General features: G+C 71.3%; 17 protein-coding genes. 5 read left to right on the forward strand and 12 right to left on the reverse strand.

Going from position 1 to position 16878, the window contains the following annotated elements:
* Positions 1 to 270: 270 nt before the first annotated feature.
* Positions 271 to 957 carry a hypothetical protein gene (locus AB0F81_RS30240; protein WP_360202688.1) on the reverse strand — a complete coding sequence of 229 codons (687 nt, stop codon included), beginning with the start codon at positions 955 to 957 and terminating at the stop codon, positions 271 to 273.
* Between the two features lie 94 nt (positions 958 to 1051).
* Here AB0F81_RS30240 and AB0F81_RS30245 point away from each other — a divergent pair, with 94 nt between their 5' ends.
* Positions 1052 to 1312 carry a hypothetical protein gene (locus tag AB0F81_RS30245; RefSeq protein WP_360202690.1) on the forward strand — a complete coding sequence of 87 codons (261 nt, stop codon included), beginning with the start codon at positions 1052 to 1054 and terminating at the stop codon, positions 1310 to 1312.
* 889 nt (positions 1313 to 2201) lie between these two features.
* Here AB0F81_RS30245 and AB0F81_RS30250 read toward each other — a convergent pair.
* Complete coding sequence (locus AB0F81_RS30250) at positions 2202 to 3341, reverse strand: helix-turn-helix domain-containing protein (RefSeq protein WP_360202717.1); 1140 nt, start codon at positions 3339 to 3341, stop codon at positions 2202 to 2204.
* A gap of 138 nt (positions 3342 to 3479) precedes the next feature.
* Between AB0F81_RS30250 and AB0F81_RS30255 the strand changes: the two genes are divergently transcribed.
* On the forward strand, positions 3480 to 4592 hold the full coding sequence (locus tag AB0F81_RS30255; RefSeq protein WP_360202719.1) for a ferredoxin reductase: 1113 nt from the start codon (positions 3480 to 3482) through the stop codon (positions 4590 to 4592).
* A gap of 19 nt (positions 4593 to 4611) precedes the next feature.
* The gene (locus AB0F81_RS30260) at positions 4612 to 5796 is read left to right on the forward strand and encodes an acyl-CoA desaturase (RefSeq protein WP_360202692.1); all 1185 of its coding nucleotides are present in this window, start codon (positions 4612 to 4614) and stop codon (positions 5794 to 5796) included.
* 115 nt (positions 5797 to 5911) lie between these two features.
* Here AB0F81_RS30260 and AB0F81_RS30265 read toward each other — a convergent pair whose 3' ends face one another.
* From AB0F81_RS30265 to AB0F81_RS30280, 4 genes are all read right to left on the reverse strand, one after another.
* Positions 5912 to 6223, reverse strand: a complete 312-nt coding sequence (locus AB0F81_RS30265; RefSeq protein ID WP_360202694.1) for a putative quinol monooxygenase — start codon at positions 6221 to 6223, stop codon at positions 5912 to 5914.
* A 69-nt stretch (positions 6224 to 6292) separates the two neighbouring features.
* Entirely contained in the window at positions 6293 to 7645 is a 1353-nt protein-coding gene (locus tag AB0F81_RS30270) for a 6-phospho-beta-glucosidase (protein WP_360202696.1), read from the reverse strand.
* Between the two features lie 115 nt (positions 7646 to 7760).
* Positions 7761 to 8819, reverse strand: a complete 1059-nt coding sequence (locus tag AB0F81_RS30275) for a carbohydrate kinase family protein (protein WP_360202698.1) — start codon at positions 8817 to 8819, stop codon at positions 7761 to 7763.
* A gap of 43 nt (positions 8820 to 8862) precedes the next feature.
* Positions 8863 to 9429, reverse strand: coding sequence for a hypothetical protein (locus tag AB0F81_RS30280; RefSeq protein WP_360202700.1), 567 nt, complete (start codon positions 9427 to 9429; stop codon positions 8863 to 8865).
* Between the two features lie 70 nt (positions 9430 to 9499).
* Here AB0F81_RS30280 and AB0F81_RS30285 point away from each other — a divergent pair, with 70 nt between their 5' ends.
* Positions 9500 to 10060, forward strand: coding sequence for a maleylpyruvate isomerase N-terminal domain-containing protein (locus tag AB0F81_RS30285; RefSeq protein WP_360202701.1), 561 nt, complete (start codon positions 9500 to 9502; stop codon positions 10058 to 10060).
* 208 nt (positions 10061 to 10268) lie between these two features.
* On the opposite strand, the gene AB0F81_RS30290 is transcribed toward AB0F81_RS30285, so the two are convergent.
* The 6 genes from AB0F81_RS30290 to AB0F81_RS30315 all read right to left on the reverse strand — a co-directional run bounded on the left by AB0F81_RS30290 (position 10269) and on the right by AB0F81_RS30315 (position 15800).
* The gene (locus tag AB0F81_RS30290) at positions 10269 to 10775 is read right to left on the reverse strand and encodes a GAF domain-containing protein (protein ID WP_360202703.1); all 507 of its coding nucleotides are present in this window, start codon (positions 10773 to 10775) and stop codon (positions 10269 to 10271) included.
* A 1-nt stretch (position 10776) separates the two neighbouring features.
* Positions 10777 to 11055: a hypothetical protein gene (locus AB0F81_RS30295; RefSeq protein WP_360202705.1), complete on the reverse strand. Its 279-nt coding sequence runs from the start codon at positions 11053 to 11055 to the stop codon at positions 10777 to 10779.
* Between the two features lie 19 nt (positions 11056 to 11074).
* Complete coding sequence (locus AB0F81_RS30300; protein WP_360202707.1) at positions 11075 to 12706, reverse strand: methyl-accepting chemotaxis protein; 1632 nt, start codon at positions 12704 to 12706, stop codon at positions 11075 to 11077.
* Positions 12707 to 12785: 79 nt separating this feature from the next.
* Positions 12786 to 14366: an MFS transporter gene (locus tag AB0F81_RS30305; RefSeq protein ID WP_360202709.1), complete on the reverse strand. Its 1581-nt coding sequence runs from the start codon at positions 14364 to 14366 to the stop codon at positions 12786 to 12788.
* Positions 14367 to 14447: 81 nt separating this feature from the next.
* The gene (locus AB0F81_RS30310; RefSeq protein ID WP_360202710.1) at positions 14448 to 14891 is read right to left on the reverse strand and encodes a MarR family transcriptional regulator; all 444 of its coding nucleotides are present in this window, start codon (positions 14889 to 14891) and stop codon (positions 14448 to 14450) included.
* 126 nt (positions 14892 to 15017) lie between these two features.
* Positions 15018 to 15800 carry a tyrosine-protein phosphatase gene (locus AB0F81_RS30315; RefSeq protein WP_360202712.1) on the reverse strand — a complete coding sequence of 261 codons (783 nt, stop codon included), beginning with the start codon at positions 15798 to 15800 and terminating at the stop codon, positions 15018 to 15020.
* Between the two features lie 443 nt (positions 15801 to 16243).
* Between AB0F81_RS30315 and AB0F81_RS30320 the strand changes: the two genes are divergently transcribed.
* A partial coding sequence (locus AB0F81_RS30320; protein WP_360202714.1) for a hemerythrin domain-containing protein occupies positions 16244 to 16878 on the forward strand: 635 nt, incomplete at its 3' end.

Here is a 16878-nt window from a genome sequence, read left to right on the forward strand (position 1 = left end):
TGTGCGACGATTCCGGCCCAGCGCCCTCCGGGACGCTCCAAGCGTCCAGTGCCCCTGGCTCGGCGTCTACCGACGCCATCGGCCTCATGGGGAGCCCGGCCTCCACCGACACTGCCGATCCCGCCTCCCCGGCCGCTCCGGCGGCGCCTGCCAGTCCCGGCCCGGCGTCCCGTGGCGCGCTTTCCACGGCCGAGGTCTGCGGCACCACTGTTGACGGCATGTTCGCGGCGGCTGCGGGGTCCGGTGACGCGCCCGGTTCGCGGTGTCCCGTCACGAGCGGACCAGGGGGCGCCAGAACTGCTGGTCACCGTCGTCGCGCACGGCGTACCCGAGCTTGTGGAGAGCGTCGCGCAGCTCGCCGGCCTCCCTGCCGGCCTTCTTGCGCAGCGCGACAGCGCGCGCCGACAGGACCGCCTCGACCGCGACCGGCAGCAGGCCGGTCTCCGGCGCCCACCGGTGGTACAGCTCGGCGAACGGGTCGGCGTCGCGCCACGGATACCCGAACTCGCGGAACGCCTGCTCGAGCCGCGCCTTGTCCGCCCTCGGCTCGCCGCGGAACGCCTGCTTCGACTCCCGGTCGAGCACTACCAGCGCGTCGCCCTCCCGGTAGACCGCCTCGATCTCCGCACGGGCCAGCCGGACATGGTCGTCGGCGATGTCCAGCCGCACCTCGTCGTCGGCGACCGTCACCAGGGCCGTGCGGCGCAGGATCTCCATGGTCGCCAGCGCACCCAGCACGGCGAGGATCGTCGCCTGCACGGCGACCTCCCACCACCGGTCCATCGAACCGACCACCACCCAGACCGGCCGGAACGGCAGTGGAATCTCCAGGTCCACCGCCCACCGGGCGATCATCGGCAGCACGATCCCGAGGACCGCCCCCAACACCGCCGGGCCGGCCGTCACGAGCGCCCGGTCCACGCCGGAGAAGGTCAGTACGACAGGTTCCCTTTTCACAGTGCCGACGCTATGCCCACCCCGCGGGCCGGATCCAGACGACCGAAGTCGCCGATCCGCGACTTTGGTCTATCCCTGTGCCATCGTGGCCGCTGTGACACGACCACGGATCCTGCTGGCCGCCGGGATCTCCCTCCTCCTCGCCGCCGTGCTGCTGCTCTGCGCCGGGCTCGCCGGGATGGCCGACGTCCCCTACCAGGACCCCACCCCGCAGATGATCGCTGCCCAGGCCGCCCGCACCGCCGCCGCCGAACGCCGAGCCGCCATCTACGCCGGCGCCGCCGCCCTGCTCGCGGTGCTAGGCGTGGCCTGCCTGCTGATCCGTTCCCGCCTCAACGGCTCCTCCACCCGATAGCCCGCCTGCCACCCACCCACCAAACACCGTCGCAACCGGTACCTACACGCCAGCCCGCTGAGCCCAGCTCACGCCCACGCACCGAACGCCGCCCCCGATCGGTGCCTATAACGCCAGCCGCCGAGGCCAGCTGGCACTCACACCGAATTAGGGCCGTATTCGGTACCTGGCGGGACTGGCCGGTCAACGGCGAACCCGCCTGGCTGGCCATCAGCGTCGTCTCAGGCCAGCCGCGACAATTCCCGGGCACAGCCGGGGGGAACCGGCTGGCGGCCAGTGCCGGTTCGGGCCGTCCGAAGCAACACCCAGACGCAGCCAGGCAAACCGGCTGACCGCCAGAGCCGGATCCGCCCGACCGAACAACACCCGGACGCAGCCGGGCGAAGCGGCTGGCGGTCAGTGCTGGTTCGGGCCGGTCGAAGCAACACCCCGGCGCAGCCGGGGGAACTGGCTGGCCGCCAGGGCTGTCTGCACGGGCTTGGGCAGCACTGAGAGCCAGCTGACCGGGATCGCAGGGATCGGCATGCGTTCAGGAGCGGACACTCCCACTTGGGCGACAGCTCTGCGAGGGCTGAGCCGTGCAGGGTGGATTTGATCTTGTTGCGAGGGCGAACCGGATTGCGGCGCGGGCACGGCGCGCATGTTGCAGAGGTGGCGGCCCGTGGATCGGCGCCTTGCTTGATCCGGTGGATGGTCATGGGACGGCTCGGCCCTTCGCGCCGGGATCCGGAACCGGAGCGTTGCCGTGGGCGGCGAGACTGCGTCGGGGTGGAGGTGAGGGGGTGCGGGCGGCGCGAGGCTTTGGGCGTACCCGGGGAGGGTTTTAGGCGTCGGGGTGGAGGTGAGGGGGTGCGGGCAGGGCGGGCTTTGGGCGTACCCGGGGAGGGGTTTAGGCGTCGGGGAGCGCGAGAGCGATGGTGAGCGCGAGCACCCACTGCGGATCGCGCAGTTTCTCGCCGTAGAGCTCGCGTAAGCGAGCCATCCGGTAGCGGACCGTCTGGGGGTGGACGAAGAGCTCGGCGGCGACGTCCTCACGGCGGCCGTGGTGCAGCAGCCAGCTGCGCAGGGTCTCGATGAGCTTGGCGGCGGCGGCGCCGCGTTCGCCGGCCAGGGGGGCCAGGGCGCGGGCGCGCAGGTCGGCCAGGGCGCTCGGGTCGGCGGTGACTACCACGCCGGCGAGGTGGTCCTCGGTGTCGACGACCGCGCCGGCGGAAGGGGGGCTCAGGGCGTGGACGCGGATCACCCGGTCCAGGGAGGTCTTGGCCTCCAGCCAGGGGCGGGCGGGGCCGATCACCGCGCTCTGGCCGGCCAGCAGGCGGGTGAGATGCGGACGGGAGGCGCCCTGCGGGTCGGGCACCAGCAGCACGGTCATACCGGGCAGGTCGGGCACCGCGTCGGCGAGTTGCAGGGTGCGCGGGTCGAGCAGGTCGATCACCCAGCGAGCGGAGCGCTCCGGGAGCATGATCGCGGTCAGGGTCTGCGGGGGCGTCCACTCGGCCTGCTCGGCGGCGGCCTGCACGACGTGCGAGGGCTCGCCGGCGACCAGGGTCTGCGCGAGTTCCTGCAGGTGGCGCAAGCGGATCCGGCCGGAGGCGGCGAGTTCGTCGGCGTGGCCGGCGACGCTGGCCGCGGAGAGCTCGTCGATGTAGGCGAACACCAGCTCGGCGAAGTCGGCTACGGCGGCGGCCGGCTGCCCGATGCCGACGCTGATCGCGGCCAGCTCACGCCAGGACACGCGGGCGCCGACCCGGTAGGCGGCGAGCAGCGCGTCCAGGCTTCGGCCCGATCGGGCCTCACCGCGACCCAATGCGTACGCGGCCTCGAGCGCCGCCGCCAGCGGAGTGCCGGGATCGGCTCCCGGGCGGGACACCAGATTGAGGAACGTGCCGAGGGCAGCCTGCACCGCCTTCTCGATCTTGTGCCCGAGCTCTCCGGCGAAGGCCTCGGCGTAGGCAGGCACCTCCATCGTGATCGCCGCGATGGTCTGCACGGCCACCTCGGGCAGCCCTCGGCGCAGCGGATCGATCACCTCCGCAGGGAGGCGGTAGGACCGGACATCCCGCAGCGATTGTTTCACCGGCTCACCTTTTCCCGTGGTATCCGAGTTTGGGGTCCCACTGTTGTACCCAGCGAACAATTATGACGCCAGGATTCACTTCTCATGGTCATGCTTTCGGTCGCTCGAGGTAGCAGGCTTGTTCACGTGGCAGTTACTCGGACATTGCGCAACGGCGCCTGGCGCGTCGTCGAGCTGATCACGACGCCGGTGGTGCCGGCCGACTATCTCGACGTCATCGCGCCCCTGCGCAACCCGACCGTCCTGCGTGCCCGGGTCGAGGCGGTGCGCCGGGAGACCGCGAACGCGGTCACCCTCGAGCTGCGCCCCGGGCGGAACTGGCAGCCGCACCGGCCGGGTCAGTACATCCGGCTCGGCGTGGACGTCGACGGCGTGCGCCTGTGGCGTGCTTACTCGGTGTCCAGCGCGGCCGGCCGCCGCGACGGCCGGTTCACCGTGACGGTCAACGCCGTCCAGGACGGCGTGGTCAGCGGTTACCTGCTCCGCAACGCCAAGCGCGGCATGATCGTCAACCTCGATCTACCCACCGGCGACTTCGTGCTGCCGTCCGCCCCGCCGGCGAAGGCGCTGTTCGTGACCGCCGGAAGCGGCATCACCCCGGTCATGGGCATGCTGCGCAGCGCTCTGCACCAGCTGCCCGACGTGGTCGTGATCCACTCGGCGCGGACCGCCGACGACGTGGTCTTCGGCGAGGAGCTGCGGTCGCTCGCCTCGGCCGGCCGGATCCGCCTGATCGAACGGCACACCCGGGCCGACGGCCGTCTCAAGCCCGCCGAGCTCGCCTCCCTGGTGCCCGACCTGTTCGAGCGGGAGACCTGGGCGTGCGGGCCGGGCGAGATGCTCGACGACCTGACCGCGCACTGGACCGACGCCGGCGCCGCCGACCGGCTGCACGTCGAGCGTTTCCGCCCGACCGTGCTCGTCGCCGGCGACGGCGGCACGGTCACCTTCGAGCGCACCGGGACGGTCGCCGAGGCGCCCGGCGGCACGTCGATCCTCGAAGCCGGCGAGGCCGCCGGCCAGCTCATGCAGTCCGGCTGCCGGATGGGCATCTGCTTCAAATGCGTGCTGCCGATGCGCGAGGGCATCGTCCGCGACCTGCGCGACGGCACGCTCACCACCGCCACCGAGGTGGACGGCGACAACGTCCTGATCCAGACCTGCATCTCGGCCGCCGCCGGGCCGTGCCGGTTCGACGCCTAGTTTTTTGTGAGGGAACCACGTGACGACGCTGCAGCGTAAAGAAGTCAACCCGATCGCCCACCTCAGCCCCGAGGACATCGAGCAGATCGGGCGTGAGCTCGACGCGATCCGGGACGAGGTGCTCGCCGTCCGCGGTGAGAAGGACGCCAAGTACATCCGCCGGATGATCGCGGTGCAGCGCCGCATCGAACTCGGCAGCCGCGCGCTGCTGCTCTTCTCGCTCTTCCCGCCGGCCTGGATCCTCGGCACCGCCGGCCTGTCCATCTCCAAGATCCTCGAGAACATGGAGATCGGCCACAACATCCTGCACGGCCAGTACGACTTCATGCGGGACCCGAAGATCCACTCGACGACGTGGGAGTGGGACTCGGCGTCCCCGGCCGAGCAGTGGAAGCACTCGCACAACGAGCTGCACCACAAGTACACCAACGTGGTCGGGCGCGACAACGACCTCGGTTACGGCATCATGCGCGTCGACGAGCAGCAGAAGTGGGTGCCGGCGCACCTCGGGCAGCCGCTCTACAACTTCATCAACGCCTGCTTCTTCGAGTACGGCATCGCCGCTTACGACCTGGAGCTCGGCCGCAACCTGAAGACCAAGAAGCGACGCAGCAACCCGGCCTTCCGCGCCAACCTGCGCAAGGTCATGCACAAGATCCGCCGGCAGGTGACGAAGGATTACATCGTCCACCCGGCCCTTGCCATCCCGGTCGGTTTCCTGATGGGCAACCCGCTCGGCGCCTTCCTCGGCACACTGTCGGCGAACTTCGTGGCGACCCTGGTCCGCAACCTGTGGAGCCACTCGGTGATCATGTGTGGCCACTTCCCCAACGGTGTGGAGACCTTCGAGCGGACCTCGATCACCGGTGAGACCCGCGGCGAGTGGTACCTGCGGCAGATGCTCGGCTCCGCGAACATCTCCGGCAGCAAGCTGATGCACATCATGACCGGCAACCTGTCCCACCAGATCGAACACCACCTCTTCCCCGACCTGCCGGCCAGCCGCTACGCGGAGATCGCGCCGAAGGTGCGGGCTCTGTTCGAGAAGTACGAGCTGAATTACGTCACCGGGCCGCTGGTCGTGCAGGTGGCGTCGGCGTGGGCGAAGGTCTTCCGCCTGGCGCTGCCCAACCGCAAGCCGGCCAAGGAGATCGACCACTCGATCCCGCCGCGCCGCCCGGCCGAGCAGCCGGCCGCGGTCTGACATCGACTCCTCGGAGAGGGTGAGCACGGCCTGACGGCCGAGGCTCGCCCTCTCCGCCGTTTCGGTCTCCCGCGCGTGAGTTTCCTGCGGACAAACCCGGGCCGGTCACCTCGCGTCACGGCGCCGCGGGCAGGCCCAGGCCGCCCAGCACGGAGATCTCCTGCTGGGTGAACTCGCCGGTCAGCAGAGGCATGGCCTCGGCGATGGCGGCCCGGGTCTCGGGCAGTTGGAGCGAGGCGTCGTGGTGCTCCTTGCTCTCCCAGACCTCGTTGACCCAGATCGTCTGGTCGTCGGTGCCGGAGACGCCCACCACGTAGAGATGGCAGCCGGCCTCGCGCAGCCCGTCGGAGGAGCGGAGCAGGATCGACACGACCTCGTCGCGATGGCCCGGCTTGGTCTTCATCGAGCCGAAGTATCCATACTTCACGGGGCCTCCTCTGGCGTCACCGGTTCGCGATGACCACCCTGCCACCCGGGTACGACAGTTTCCCCGAAGTCAGCGCAGGTAGGTGAGCTCGGCGAACTCGGCGCGATAGGCGTCGACGAGGCGGCGGGCGACGGGCTCCGAGTCGACCAGGGGATGCGCGGCCATGGCACGGACCGCGGCGGCGCGGGAACCGGTGGCAGCCGCTTCCAGGACGCCGCGTTCGGCGGCCTTGACGGCTCGGACCAGGCCCACGCCGTGCTCGGGCAGCGCCGACACCCGGTGTGGCAGCGCGCCGTGCGCGTCGACCGTGCAGGGGACCTCGACCACCGCTGCGTCGTCGAGCACGCCGAGGGTGCCCCGATTGCGGACGTTGAGGATCAGCGTGACCGGCTCGTCGTGGGCCAGGGCTCGCATCACCGCGAGCGCCACGCCCTCATAGCCGGCCGGGCGGGACTCGTCGTGCTCGCGGTCGCCGGCGCCGGCCAGCTCCCGGTTCTCCGCCATGTAGGTGGCCTCACGCTCGCGCCAGGCCTCCAGCCAGGCATCCAGCGGATCACGATCGGACGAGACGATCCGGTGGTAGCAGCGGTCCTGCTGCTCCAACAGGAACGCCCCGCGGGTCTGTGGAGCGTCCCGGATCGCGGCCAGCGTGCCGGCCGGGTCGTAGTAGTAGTGCAGGTATTCGTTGGGGACAGCGCCCAGGGCGCGCAGCCGGTCGGCTCCGAACAGGCGGCCCTCCTCGAGGGTCTCCACCAGCGCCTTGTCGGCGAGCAGACAGGCCAGCAGGTCGTCACTGTTGGTGGGTGGCAGGGGGTGGATGCCGTAGAGCCAGCCCAGGTGGTTGAGACCGGCGTAGTCGACGTGCACCGTGGACAGATCGGCGCCGAGGGTGCGGAGCACGCGGTCGACGAGGCCGGCCGGTGAGTCGCAGATGCCGATCACGCGGTCGCCCAGGTGGGTGGCCATCGCCTCGGTGACCAGGCCGGCCGGGTTGGTGAAATTGATCGTCCAGGCGGTGGGGGCGAGCCGGGCGATGCGCTCGGCGATGTGCAGGGCCACCGGGACGGTGCGCAGACCGTAGGAGATGCCGCCGGCGCCGACGGTCTCCTGACCCAGCACGCCCGCGGCCAGGGCGATCCGCTCGTCGGTGACGCGGCCGCGCAGGCCGCCGACCCGGATGGCACAGAAGACGAAAGCCGCGCCGGTCACGGCGGTGTCCAGGTCGGTGGTGGTGAGCACGGTGGGGGCGTCGGGCACGTCGCGGGCCTGGGCGGCGAGCACCCGGCCGATCGCGTCGAGGCGGCCGCGGTCCACGTCGTGGAGCATGACCTCGGTGATGCCGGTCCGCCGGCGGTCGGCCAGCAGGGCCCGGTAGACCAGCGGGACACGGAAACCGCCGCCGCCCAGGATGGTCAAGCGCATGTCAGACGTGCACCTCGAAGAGACGGGAACCGCGGCCGGCCGGAGACGTCAAGAGCATGTCAGGTCCCTTCCCCGGAAGGACAGAGACCGCCCGCCCAGGATGGTCACGAGCATGTCAGGCCTGCACGTCGGAGAGGCGGGCGATGGTCGCGGTGGCGCGGTGGACCGCGGTGCGGCGGCCGGGTGGAATGACGTCGTCGAGGAAACCGTAACGCTGGGCCAGCACGGACTCGGTGGCATCGGCGTGGCGGTGGGCGGCGGCGCAGCGGACGGCCTGCCACCAGTCGGCGATGTCGCCCCAGCCGGGTGCGGAAAGGGAACCGCCGAAGTGCTGCACCGAGAGGGAGGCGACCAGGTTGGCGAAGGCCACGCGGTCGGCGAGTGGCCAGCCGCCGAGCGTCCCGGTGATGAAGCCCGCGGTGAAGACGTCGCCCGCGCCGGTCGGGTCGAGGGCGTCCACCGGCACGCCGGGGACCGTTGCCACCTCGCCGGTGCCGGAGTCGACGGCGAGCGCGCCGTCGGGGCCGCAGGTGACCACGACGACCGGAACCAGGCCGGAAAGCTTGTCGAGGGCCTGCCGGGGCGAGTCGGTGCGGGTGTAGCGCATGGCCTCCACCGCGTTGGGCAGGAAGGCGTGGCAGTCGGCGAGGGCGGTCAGCACGTCGCAGGACCACTGGTCGGTCTCGTCCCAGCCGACGTCGGCGAACACCATGGTCCCCGCCGCCCGGGCCTGGTGCACCCAGCCGATGCCGGAGCCGGCCAGGCTCACGGCCGCGCTGCGGGCCGCCGGCAAGCCGTTGACCAGGCCGTCGGCGTCGGTCGGCAGCGGATGACCGTGGGTGATCATGCTGCGGTCACGGTCGTAGGCGAGGGAGACGGTGACCGGTGAATGCCAGTCGTCGACCCGCCGGGAGGCGGAGAGGTCGATCCCCTCCTGGCGGCTGAGCACCTGGTGGCAGAACTCGCCGTAGGCGTCGGAGCTGAGCGCGGTCCCGAGGCCGGTGTGCAGGCCGAGCCTGCTCGCGGCGACGGCCAGATTGGCGACGCCGCCGGGGCACGAGCCCATCCCGGACGCCCACACCTCGGTGCCGGGCTCGGGCAGCTCACGGAGACCGGTGAAGATGACGTCGAGATACACCACCCCCGGCACGAACAGATCGAGCTGTCCACCCATTGGCCGATCTTACCTCCGCCCCGATAGGGTCAGTAGTGATTGATCATCGGGCGCGGCGCAGGTCGGCTTGGGCCGCACGCAGGGTGTCAGCGGCACGGTCGGTGCCGGGCGGGCGGATGTCGTCGAGCAGGCGCCACGCCTCGTCCAAAGCCTGGGACAGCTCCCGGATCCGGGTGGCGTGCTGACGCCGAACGTCCTCACGCACCTTCTCGATCCGGCGCAGCCAGCCGGCCGCGACCTGCTCCCCGCCGGCCGGCGCATCCGTCGAGGCCGGCGACGCCGCGGGTGCGGAAGTCGCGGACGGGAAGAAGCCGGGCCGCGTGACCGAACGCTCCCCTGTGGGCACGTCGCGCGGCGGCGACATCGGCTGGGGCACGCTCGGCGGCGCCTGCCGTGGCGGCGGCACCGGCTGAGGCACGCTCGGTGGCGCCGGGCCGGTGCCGAGCACGTCGCCCGGCGGGACGATGGCGGCGACCGGACGGCCGCCGTCGACCACGATCGTGACCTGGCCGGTCACCCCGGTGACCCGCACGAGTTGCTGGAACCGCAGGCGCGCCTCGGCGACCGAGAGCTCGAGCCGGCGGCGGATCGGTGTCGCTGGTTCTCCCATGCCGTGATGATGCCGCCGGGGTATGACATTTTCGGGTGCGCCCGGTGCGGGAGCTCGTTACGGTTCCGGAATGGCTTCTCCAGGACCGGTCACCGCGGGCGGTCTGAGCTGGACGGTCTGGGAGACGGTCGAGCACATCGCCGACGACCTCTTTGCGTACGCCGGGCAGCTGGCACCCGAGCAGCCGGCGCTGGACGCCTATGTTCCGTTCGGCTATCGGCGGCGGCCCGACGGGCCGGCGTTGACCGTTTATGTCAAGGCCGAGGCGGGCGTGGCCGGCCTGCTGCACGTGCTGGACGCGTCCGGTGGCCTGCTGGCCGCCCAGGTTCAGGTCGCGCCACCGCAGCGGCGCGCTTTCCATCCGATGGGCGTCTCCGACCCGGAGGGCTTCGCCGCGATGGGCGTGGTCGAGGTCCTGGCGCACATGCACGACGTCGCCGCCGGCCTGGGCGTGCCCTGGTCCGCTCCGGATGATCTCTGCGACCGCGTCCTGTGGCGCCTGTTTCCGGAGGCGCCGCTCGGCGGCTGGCCGGCCCTGCTCTGGGCGACCGGCCGCGGCGAGCTGCCGGCCCGGCCCCGGCTGGCCGACTGGCGCTGGCACTCCACGCCCCGCCAGCAAGAAGCCGCATAGGCCGCGCCCCGCCGGCAAGAAACCGCATACGCCGCGCCCCGCCAGCAAGAAACCGCATAGGCCGCGCCCCGCCGGCAAGAAACCGCATAGGCCGCGCCCCGCCGGCAAGAAACCGCATAGGCCGCGCCCCGCCAGCAAGGACCCGCGCGGAGACCGACCCGAAGAACCCGCGCAGAGACGGCCCGGAGAACCCGCGGGTCCGTCCTGCCTAGAGGCGGTAGGCGCCGAGCAGGCGCATCACCTTCTCCGCGCCGTCGTGGAGGACCGCCAGGTCCACATCCGTGAAGATGCGCGGCCGCGCATCGATCACGCAGTGCGCGCCCAGCACATGCTCGTCCGCACCGAGCAGCGGCACCCCCAGATAGCTGCGCAACCCGGTCATCTGCAGGAACGGGTTCCCGGCGTGCTTCGGGTCCGCCATCCCGTCGGTGACGCAGTACGGCTCCCCCGCCAGCACCGTATGGGTGCACATCGCCCACTCCGCCGGCGTCCCCTGCGACTCGGCCACCCACCCGGACACCCCGTGCGACCCGAGGATGAACTGCGAGCTGTCCAGCACCACCGACACCAGCGACACCGGCGCCTCCAGCAGGGTGGCGCTGCGCAGCGCGATCGCGTCCAGGCTGGTCCGCAGGTCGGGGTTGAGCAGGTCGTATCCGGCGAGTTCCCGGATCCGGGCGGGTTCGCCGAGTCGGTCGAACAGGTCGGTGTCCACATCAGCTCCTGGCGGTGGCGGCTGCGGCAGCCGCGAGGTGGGTGTGCGAGTTGACCCGGATCTGCAGGGCGAGCGCGCAGAGCCGCGTGGTGGCGTCCGATTTGCACATCATCGCCAGCAGCCGGTCCAGCGCGGACCCGTCGGTCTCCCGCCCGGTGAGCCCGGCCGCCTGCAGGAGCTGGTCCCAGATCCGCCGGCCGTCGCCGGCGTGCACCCGCATGATCGCGGCCTGGGCGTCGTCCATGGTGGGCCGGGACAGCCCGTACGGCGTGGTGGTCATCTTCGACTCCGATGGGTTGTCAGTGCCGGAAACCGCCGACCAGGTTGGTCAGGTCTCCGGCGAGCCGGGTCAGGTCGACCGCCGCCTGCTGGGTGGCCCGGGCCCCGTCAGCGGTGGCCGCGGCCACTTCCGCCACCCCGGACACGGTTCGCGCGACCTCCCCGCTGCTGGTGGCGGCGTCGGCCACGGACCGGCTCATCTCTCCCGTGGTCGCGGTCTGTTCCTCGACCGCCGAGGCGATCGTGGTGGTGTAGTCGCCGATCCGCTGGATCACCTGGGTGATCTCACCGATCGCCGCGGCCGCCGAGTCGCTGGAGACCTGGATGGCGCCGATCCGCTCGGTGATCTCCTCGGTGGCCTTGGCCGTCTGCTGTGCCAGTTCCTTCACCTCGCCGGCCACGACGGCGAAGCCTTTGCCCAGCTCACCGGCACGGGCGGCCTCGATGGTGGCGTTCAGGGCGAGCAGGTTGGTCTGTTCCGCGATGCTCGTGATCAACCGGACCACGTCGCCGATCTCGGCACTGGCCGCGCCGAGTTCGGCCACCTGGTTGTTGGTGCGTTCGGCGACGGACATGCCCTCCTGGGCGACGCGGGCGGCGTCGGCGGCGTTGGAGGCGATCTCGGTGATCGAGGCGCTCATCTGTTCCGCGCCGGCCGCGATCGACTGGACGCCGGTGTTGACCTCCTCGCTGGCGGAGCTGGCCGAGCCGGCCTTCTCGGCGACGTCCGAGGCGCCGTTCTGCAGTTGGGCGCTGACCGCGGAGAGTTCTTCGGAGGCGCCGGCCAGCGTGGCGGCGGATCCGCCGATGGTGTTGACGGTGTCGCGCAGCCGGGTGATGGCCGCGTCCAGGGCGCGGCCCATCCGGCCGGGCTCGTCGTGGCTGGTGAGCCCGGTGCTGCGGGTGAGGTCGCCGTCGGCGAGCCCTTCGCACACCTCGGTGACCCGGTTCAGGGACCGGACGATGCCGCGCGCCACGAACAGGCCGAGAAGCAGGGCCGCCAGGATGCCGCCGACGAGCAGGGAGATCGACTGGATGCGGTTGCTCTCGTACCCGGAGCGGGCGTCCGCGGCGGCCTTCTCGGCCGCGCCCTTCTCGATCACGGTCATCTCGGCGAGGTGTTCCTTGACCTCGGTGACCAGGGACGCCATCTCGCCGTTGCGGATCTGGACCCAGGTGTTCAGGTCGTTGCGCTCGGCCGCGGGCACCAGTTGCTCGTCCGCGATCTTGAGAAAGGCCTGCCAGTCGGCTTTCACGTCGTCGACCATGGCCTTTTCCGGGACCGGACCGGTGGCGTCGTACTCCGCCCAGGCCGCGGTGACGGCTTCCACGTCGGCGGTGTACTGCTTCAGGTAGTTCTGTTTCGCGGTCGGGTCGCGGTTGAGGGCGTGGTTCGACAGGTCCAGCCGGGTCTGGGTCATCCCGTTCTGCACGCTGCCCAGCGCGGCCACGCCCAGCACGTTGCTCTGGTAAATCTGCTGCGCCGCGGTGCTGGCGTCGCTCAGCGACCGCAGGCCGAGCACCCCGATGATCAGCGCGACCACGGCGGCCACGCAGATCGCCACCAGGATCTTGATGTTGACGCTGAGATCGGCCCACAGCCCACGGCTCCCGGCCGGAGCGGCAACCGCCTCCGTCGTGATGGCGCTCATGTCTCTCCTCCAGCCGACCCGCACCCGTACTACTCCCGTCGGCACGGGTGGCGGGCCTGCTGAGGCGGTGGTACGGGAGTTACCGGTGTGCCGGGGTGCCGCGGCGGATGCCGGCCACCGCGACGACCGCGCCGGCCAGGCAGAGCATTCCGGCGACCAGGGCGGCAGTGTGCACACCGTTGAGGAAGGCGGTGGCCGAGCCGTCGATGATCGCCGCGCGTACCTGATCGGGCAGGTCGGCGGTGACCGGCGCCACGCCCATCGCGACCGCGTCACGGGCCTCGGCGAGGCCGCCGGCCAACGGCTGCGGCACGCCGGCGGCGGTCAGGGAGGGAACCAGCGTCGCGCCGACCCGGCTGCTGATCAGCGAGATCAGCACCGACGTGCCGAGCGCGCCGCCGATCTGCAGCATGGTGGCCTGCAGGCCGCCGGCCACGCCGGCGTCCTTGACCGGGGCGTTGCCGACGATCGCCTCGGACGACGCGGCCATCACCATGCCGATGCCGAGTCCGAGGCCGACGAACGACGGCCACATCGCCCAGTAGCCGGATTGCGGACCGAGGAACATCAGACCGAAGGACGCGCCGCCCTGCAGCACCATGCCGAGCGGCATGGTGAGCCGGGGACCGTACCGGTCGGTGAGCGCGGCGCCGATCGGGGAGGCGACGACCGAGGCGATGCTGAGCGGGAGGGTGATGACGCCGGCCCAGACCGGGCTGTATCCGCGGACGTTCTGCAGGTACAGCATGATGTAGAAGATCGAGCCGAGCAGCGTGAAGAAGTTGATCGCGGTGATGATCGCGCCGATGGTCAGGGCCGGGCTGCGGAACAGTCGCATCGGCAGCAGCGGGTGCTCCTGCCGGGTCTCGTACCAGCCGAACAGGACGAGGATCAGCAGGCCGGCGCCGATCGTGCCGATGGTGGAGCCGGCCGTCCAGCCCCAGGTCTCGCCCTTGACCACGCCGAAGACCAGGACGAGCAGGCCGGCGGCGAGCAGCAGCACCCCGGCGACGTCGAAGCGGTGCCGGCCGGTGGAGTTCCGGCTCTCCGGCAGTACGAGCGCGCTGACGATCAGCGCGATGACGCCGACCGGCGCGTTGATGTAGAAGACCGATTCCCAGTTGACGTGCTCCACGAGCAGGCCGCCGACGATCGGGCCGAGCGCGGTGGAGACCGAGGAGACCATCGCCCAGATGCCGACCGCCATGCCGAAGCGGTGCGGCGGGAAGACGGCCCGCAGCATGCCCAGCGTGTTCGGCATGAGCAGGGCGCCGAAGAAGCCCTGGGCGGCGCGGAAGGCGATGACCCCTTCGACCGAGCCGGCGAGTCCGATCGCGACGGACGCGACGGTGAAGCCGGCGACGCCGATCAGGTAGTAGCGGCGCCGTCCGAACCGGTCACCGAGCTTGCCGCCGAGGATCAGCGCGGCGGCCAGGGCCAGCAGGTAGGAGTTGGTCACCCACTGCAGTTCGGCGGTGGTGGCGCCCAGGTCACGGCCGATCTCCGGGTTGGCGATGGAGACCACGCTGCCGTCCAGGCCGACCATGAACAGGCCGAAGGCGACAGCGATCAGGGTCAGCCAGGGATTGCCACGGCGGCCGGTGGCCGCCGGCGGCGCGTGGGCGGGGGTTGGTGTGTCGGTCGCGGTTACCGGCGGCATGCGGGACTCCATCTCAGCACGAAAGACCGCGCCCCGGCGGTGGCCGGGGCGCTGGAAAAACTGCAGGGGTACGGCGAAAGCTCAGCGCCCGCCGTCACGGATGTGGCGGGCGACCTGGACCAGCGCCGGAAGTGCCGCCTCCACGGCCGCTCTCCCGCTCGCGTCCAGGCTGTCCAGGGCGGCGGTCAGATAGCCGGTGAAGAGCTCCTGCACCGCGTCGACACGGTGGCCGGCCTCTTCGGTGGTGTGCAGCCGCACCACCCGGCGATCCTTCTGGTCGGGTTCGCGGCGCAGCAGGCCGTCGTTGACCATGGCCGTGACCAGGGCGCTGGCGTTGTTGGGTTTGAGTTGCAGCTCGTCGGCGAGCTCCCGGACCGTGATCCCGGGCCGGTCCCGGATCTGCCAGAGCGCGACGATCTGCACCTCGGGCGGTTTGGGGTGGGTGAAGTCGGTCTGCACCCGGCGGTCCAGACTGCGGTGCAGCTGGTGCGCGAGGTGCATCAGTGCAACGGCGGTCTCGGTCACGCCGTTCATTATTAGGTATGCCGGCATACCCATTTCAAGCTGATGCGGGTTCGGTCACTTTCACTTACGAAAACCCGCGGGCGCCGCTCCGGCGTACCGGAGAGGCGCCCGCGGCAGGGGTAACGCTCAGCCGATCAGCAGCTGGGCGCGCAGCGCCCGCAGGTCCTTGCCGGACAGGCCCAGACCGGTACGCAGGTAGTTCTCGAAGGTGCCGTACTTCGCCTTCACCTCGTCGTAGCCGGAGTTGAGGTACTCCGCCCGCACGTCGAGCACCGCCTTGTACCCGGGCCGGATCGCAGCCGGGACATGCGCCAGCGTCGCCTCGTTGGAGGCGGCCAGGTAGGTGTTGCTGAGCAGGTAGTCCCGCATCACCGTGTCGCGCGGCACTCCGAGCGCGGTGAGCAGCGCGGCGCTGGCCCAGCCGGTCCGGTCCTTGCCCGCGGTGCAGTGGTAGACGACGTTCGCCGCCTTCCGGTCGGACGCCGTCGCGAAGAAGGTGCGGTAGGCGGCCCGCCCGGAGTCCGAGGAGACCATCATCTTCTCGGCGGCCACCATCAGCGCGACGCCGCCGGCCTCGGTGGTCAGGTCGACGCCGCCCAGCCCGCCGCCCGTGTCGGTGGCGCCGAGCACGTTGGCGTGCACATAGGTGACTCCGGCCGGGATCCGGTCCGGGGAGGCGGCGACCTCCGCGTCGGTGCGGAAGTCGAGGTCGGTGCGGATCCCCAGCCGGGTCAGCTTCGCCTGGTCGGCGGCGGTGAGCGTACCCAGGTCGTTGGCCCGGTAGAGCACACCCATCCGGACCCAGCGCCCGTCGGCCGTACGATAGCCGCCCGCGTCCCGGAAGTTGGGCGCCGAGGCCAGGTGCAGCGACCGGTCGGCGAGGGTGAGCGACTCGCCGCGGTCGGGCACCAGCTCGAACCACCAGCGGTCCGCCTCGCCGAGGCCGGTGACGGTGACCGTGGCGACGGCGCCACCGCGGGCGACCGCGTGCCGGTGCGAGATGCGGTCCCGGTCGCGCCCGGCGAAGACGCTGACCCGCCGGCGCCGGCAGCGGCCCAGCTGATCGTGAACGACCCGTCGCTGTTCCGGGTGACCGTCGCGGCGGTGAACGGGATGCGGTGGCTCGCGGCCGGGTGGTGGACCGCGACGTGCCCGCCCCGGTCGGCGGCGAGCGCGGGGACGGTGCCGGTGGCGATCCCGCCGGCGAGGGAGAGGGCGAAGGCCGCGCAGGCGGCAGCGAGGCGCTTGTTGATCAACTTCACCCGACATGGATATGCGCCGGATCCGGCCCGCCGGCGAAAGATCACCCAGCGAGACGTTAACAACGGACGTCGACGGGTAGACGCGAACGCATGACGACGGCTCAGGAACAGGATGTCATCGAGCTGCTGCTCGCCCAGCACCAGCAGATCAAGGCCCTTTTCACCCGGGTGCGGCAGACCACCGGGGAGGACCGGGAGCAGGCGTTCCAGGAACTGGTCCGGCTGCTCGCCGTGCACGAGAGCGCCGAGGAGCAGGTGGTGCACCCGGCCGCCCGCGACGACGCCGGCGACACGGTGGTCGACTCCCGGCTGGCGGAGGAGAACGAGGCCAAGCGAGCACTCGCCGAGCTCTACGACCTGGGGGTGAACGCTCCCGGCTTCGACGAGCGGTTCACCGCCTTCGAGGCAGCGGTGCTCAGCCACGCGCTGCACGAGGAGCAGGAGGAGTTCCCGCTGCTGCGCACCAAGACGGACCCGGCGAAACTGGTGCGGATGGCCGGCGCGGTGCGGGCCGCCGAGGCGGTGTCGCCGACCAAGCCACACCCGGAGACCGGCGAGAACCCGGTGGTCAACATGATCGCCGGACCGCCGGTGGCGGTCTTCGACAAGATGCGGGACGCCGTTCAGGAGTGGCGGCGCTCGCAGAAGGACTGGCGGCGGGATCGGCAGCAGACCGCCGCGCTCGGTGAGCACGAACAGCACGCCGATCAGCAGGCCGCCGATCG

Source organism: Actinoplanes sp. NPDC024001 (genome assembly GCF_040638955.1).
Classification (GTDB): domain Bacteria; phylum Actinomycetota; class Actinomycetes; order Mycobacteriales; family Micromonosporaceae; genus Actinoplanes.

What these genes read in the sequence shown, in the direction of transcription:
- AB0F81_RS30255 (WP_360202719.1), top strand. Translation starts at nt 3,480, where the DNA reads ATGCTTTCGGTCGCTCGAGGTAGCAGGCTTGTTCACGTGGCAGTTACT.
- AB0F81_RS30270 (WP_360202696.1), bottom strand. Translation starts at nt 7,645, where the DNA reads ATGCGCTTGACCATCCTGGGCGGCGGCGGTTTCCGTGTCCCGCTGGTC.
- AB0F81_RS30275 (WP_360202698.1), bottom strand. Translation starts at nt 8,819, where the DNA reads ATGGGTGGACAGCTCGATCTGTTCGTGCCGGGGGTGGTGTATCTCGAC.
- AB0F81_RS30280 (WP_360202700.1), bottom strand. Translation starts at nt 9,429, where the DNA reads ATGGGAGAACCAGCGACACCGATCCGCCGCCGGCTCGAGCTCTCGGTC.
- AB0F81_RS30285 (WP_360202701.1), top strand. Translation starts at nt 9,500, where the DNA reads ATGGCTTCTCCAGGACCGGTCACCGCGGGCGGTCTGAGCTGGACGGTC.
- AB0F81_RS30295 (WP_360202705.1), bottom strand. Translation starts at nt 11,055, where the DNA reads ATGACCACCACGCCGTACGGGCTGTCCCGGCCCACCATGGACGACGCC.
- AB0F81_RS30300 (WP_360202707.1), bottom strand. Translation starts at nt 12,706, where the DNA reads ATGAGCGCCATCACGACGGAGGCGGTTGCCGCTCCGGCCGGGAGCCGT.
- AB0F81_RS30305 (WP_360202709.1), bottom strand. Translation starts at nt 14,366, where the DNA reads ATGCCGCCGGTAACCGCGACCGACACACCAACCCCCGCCCACGCGCCG.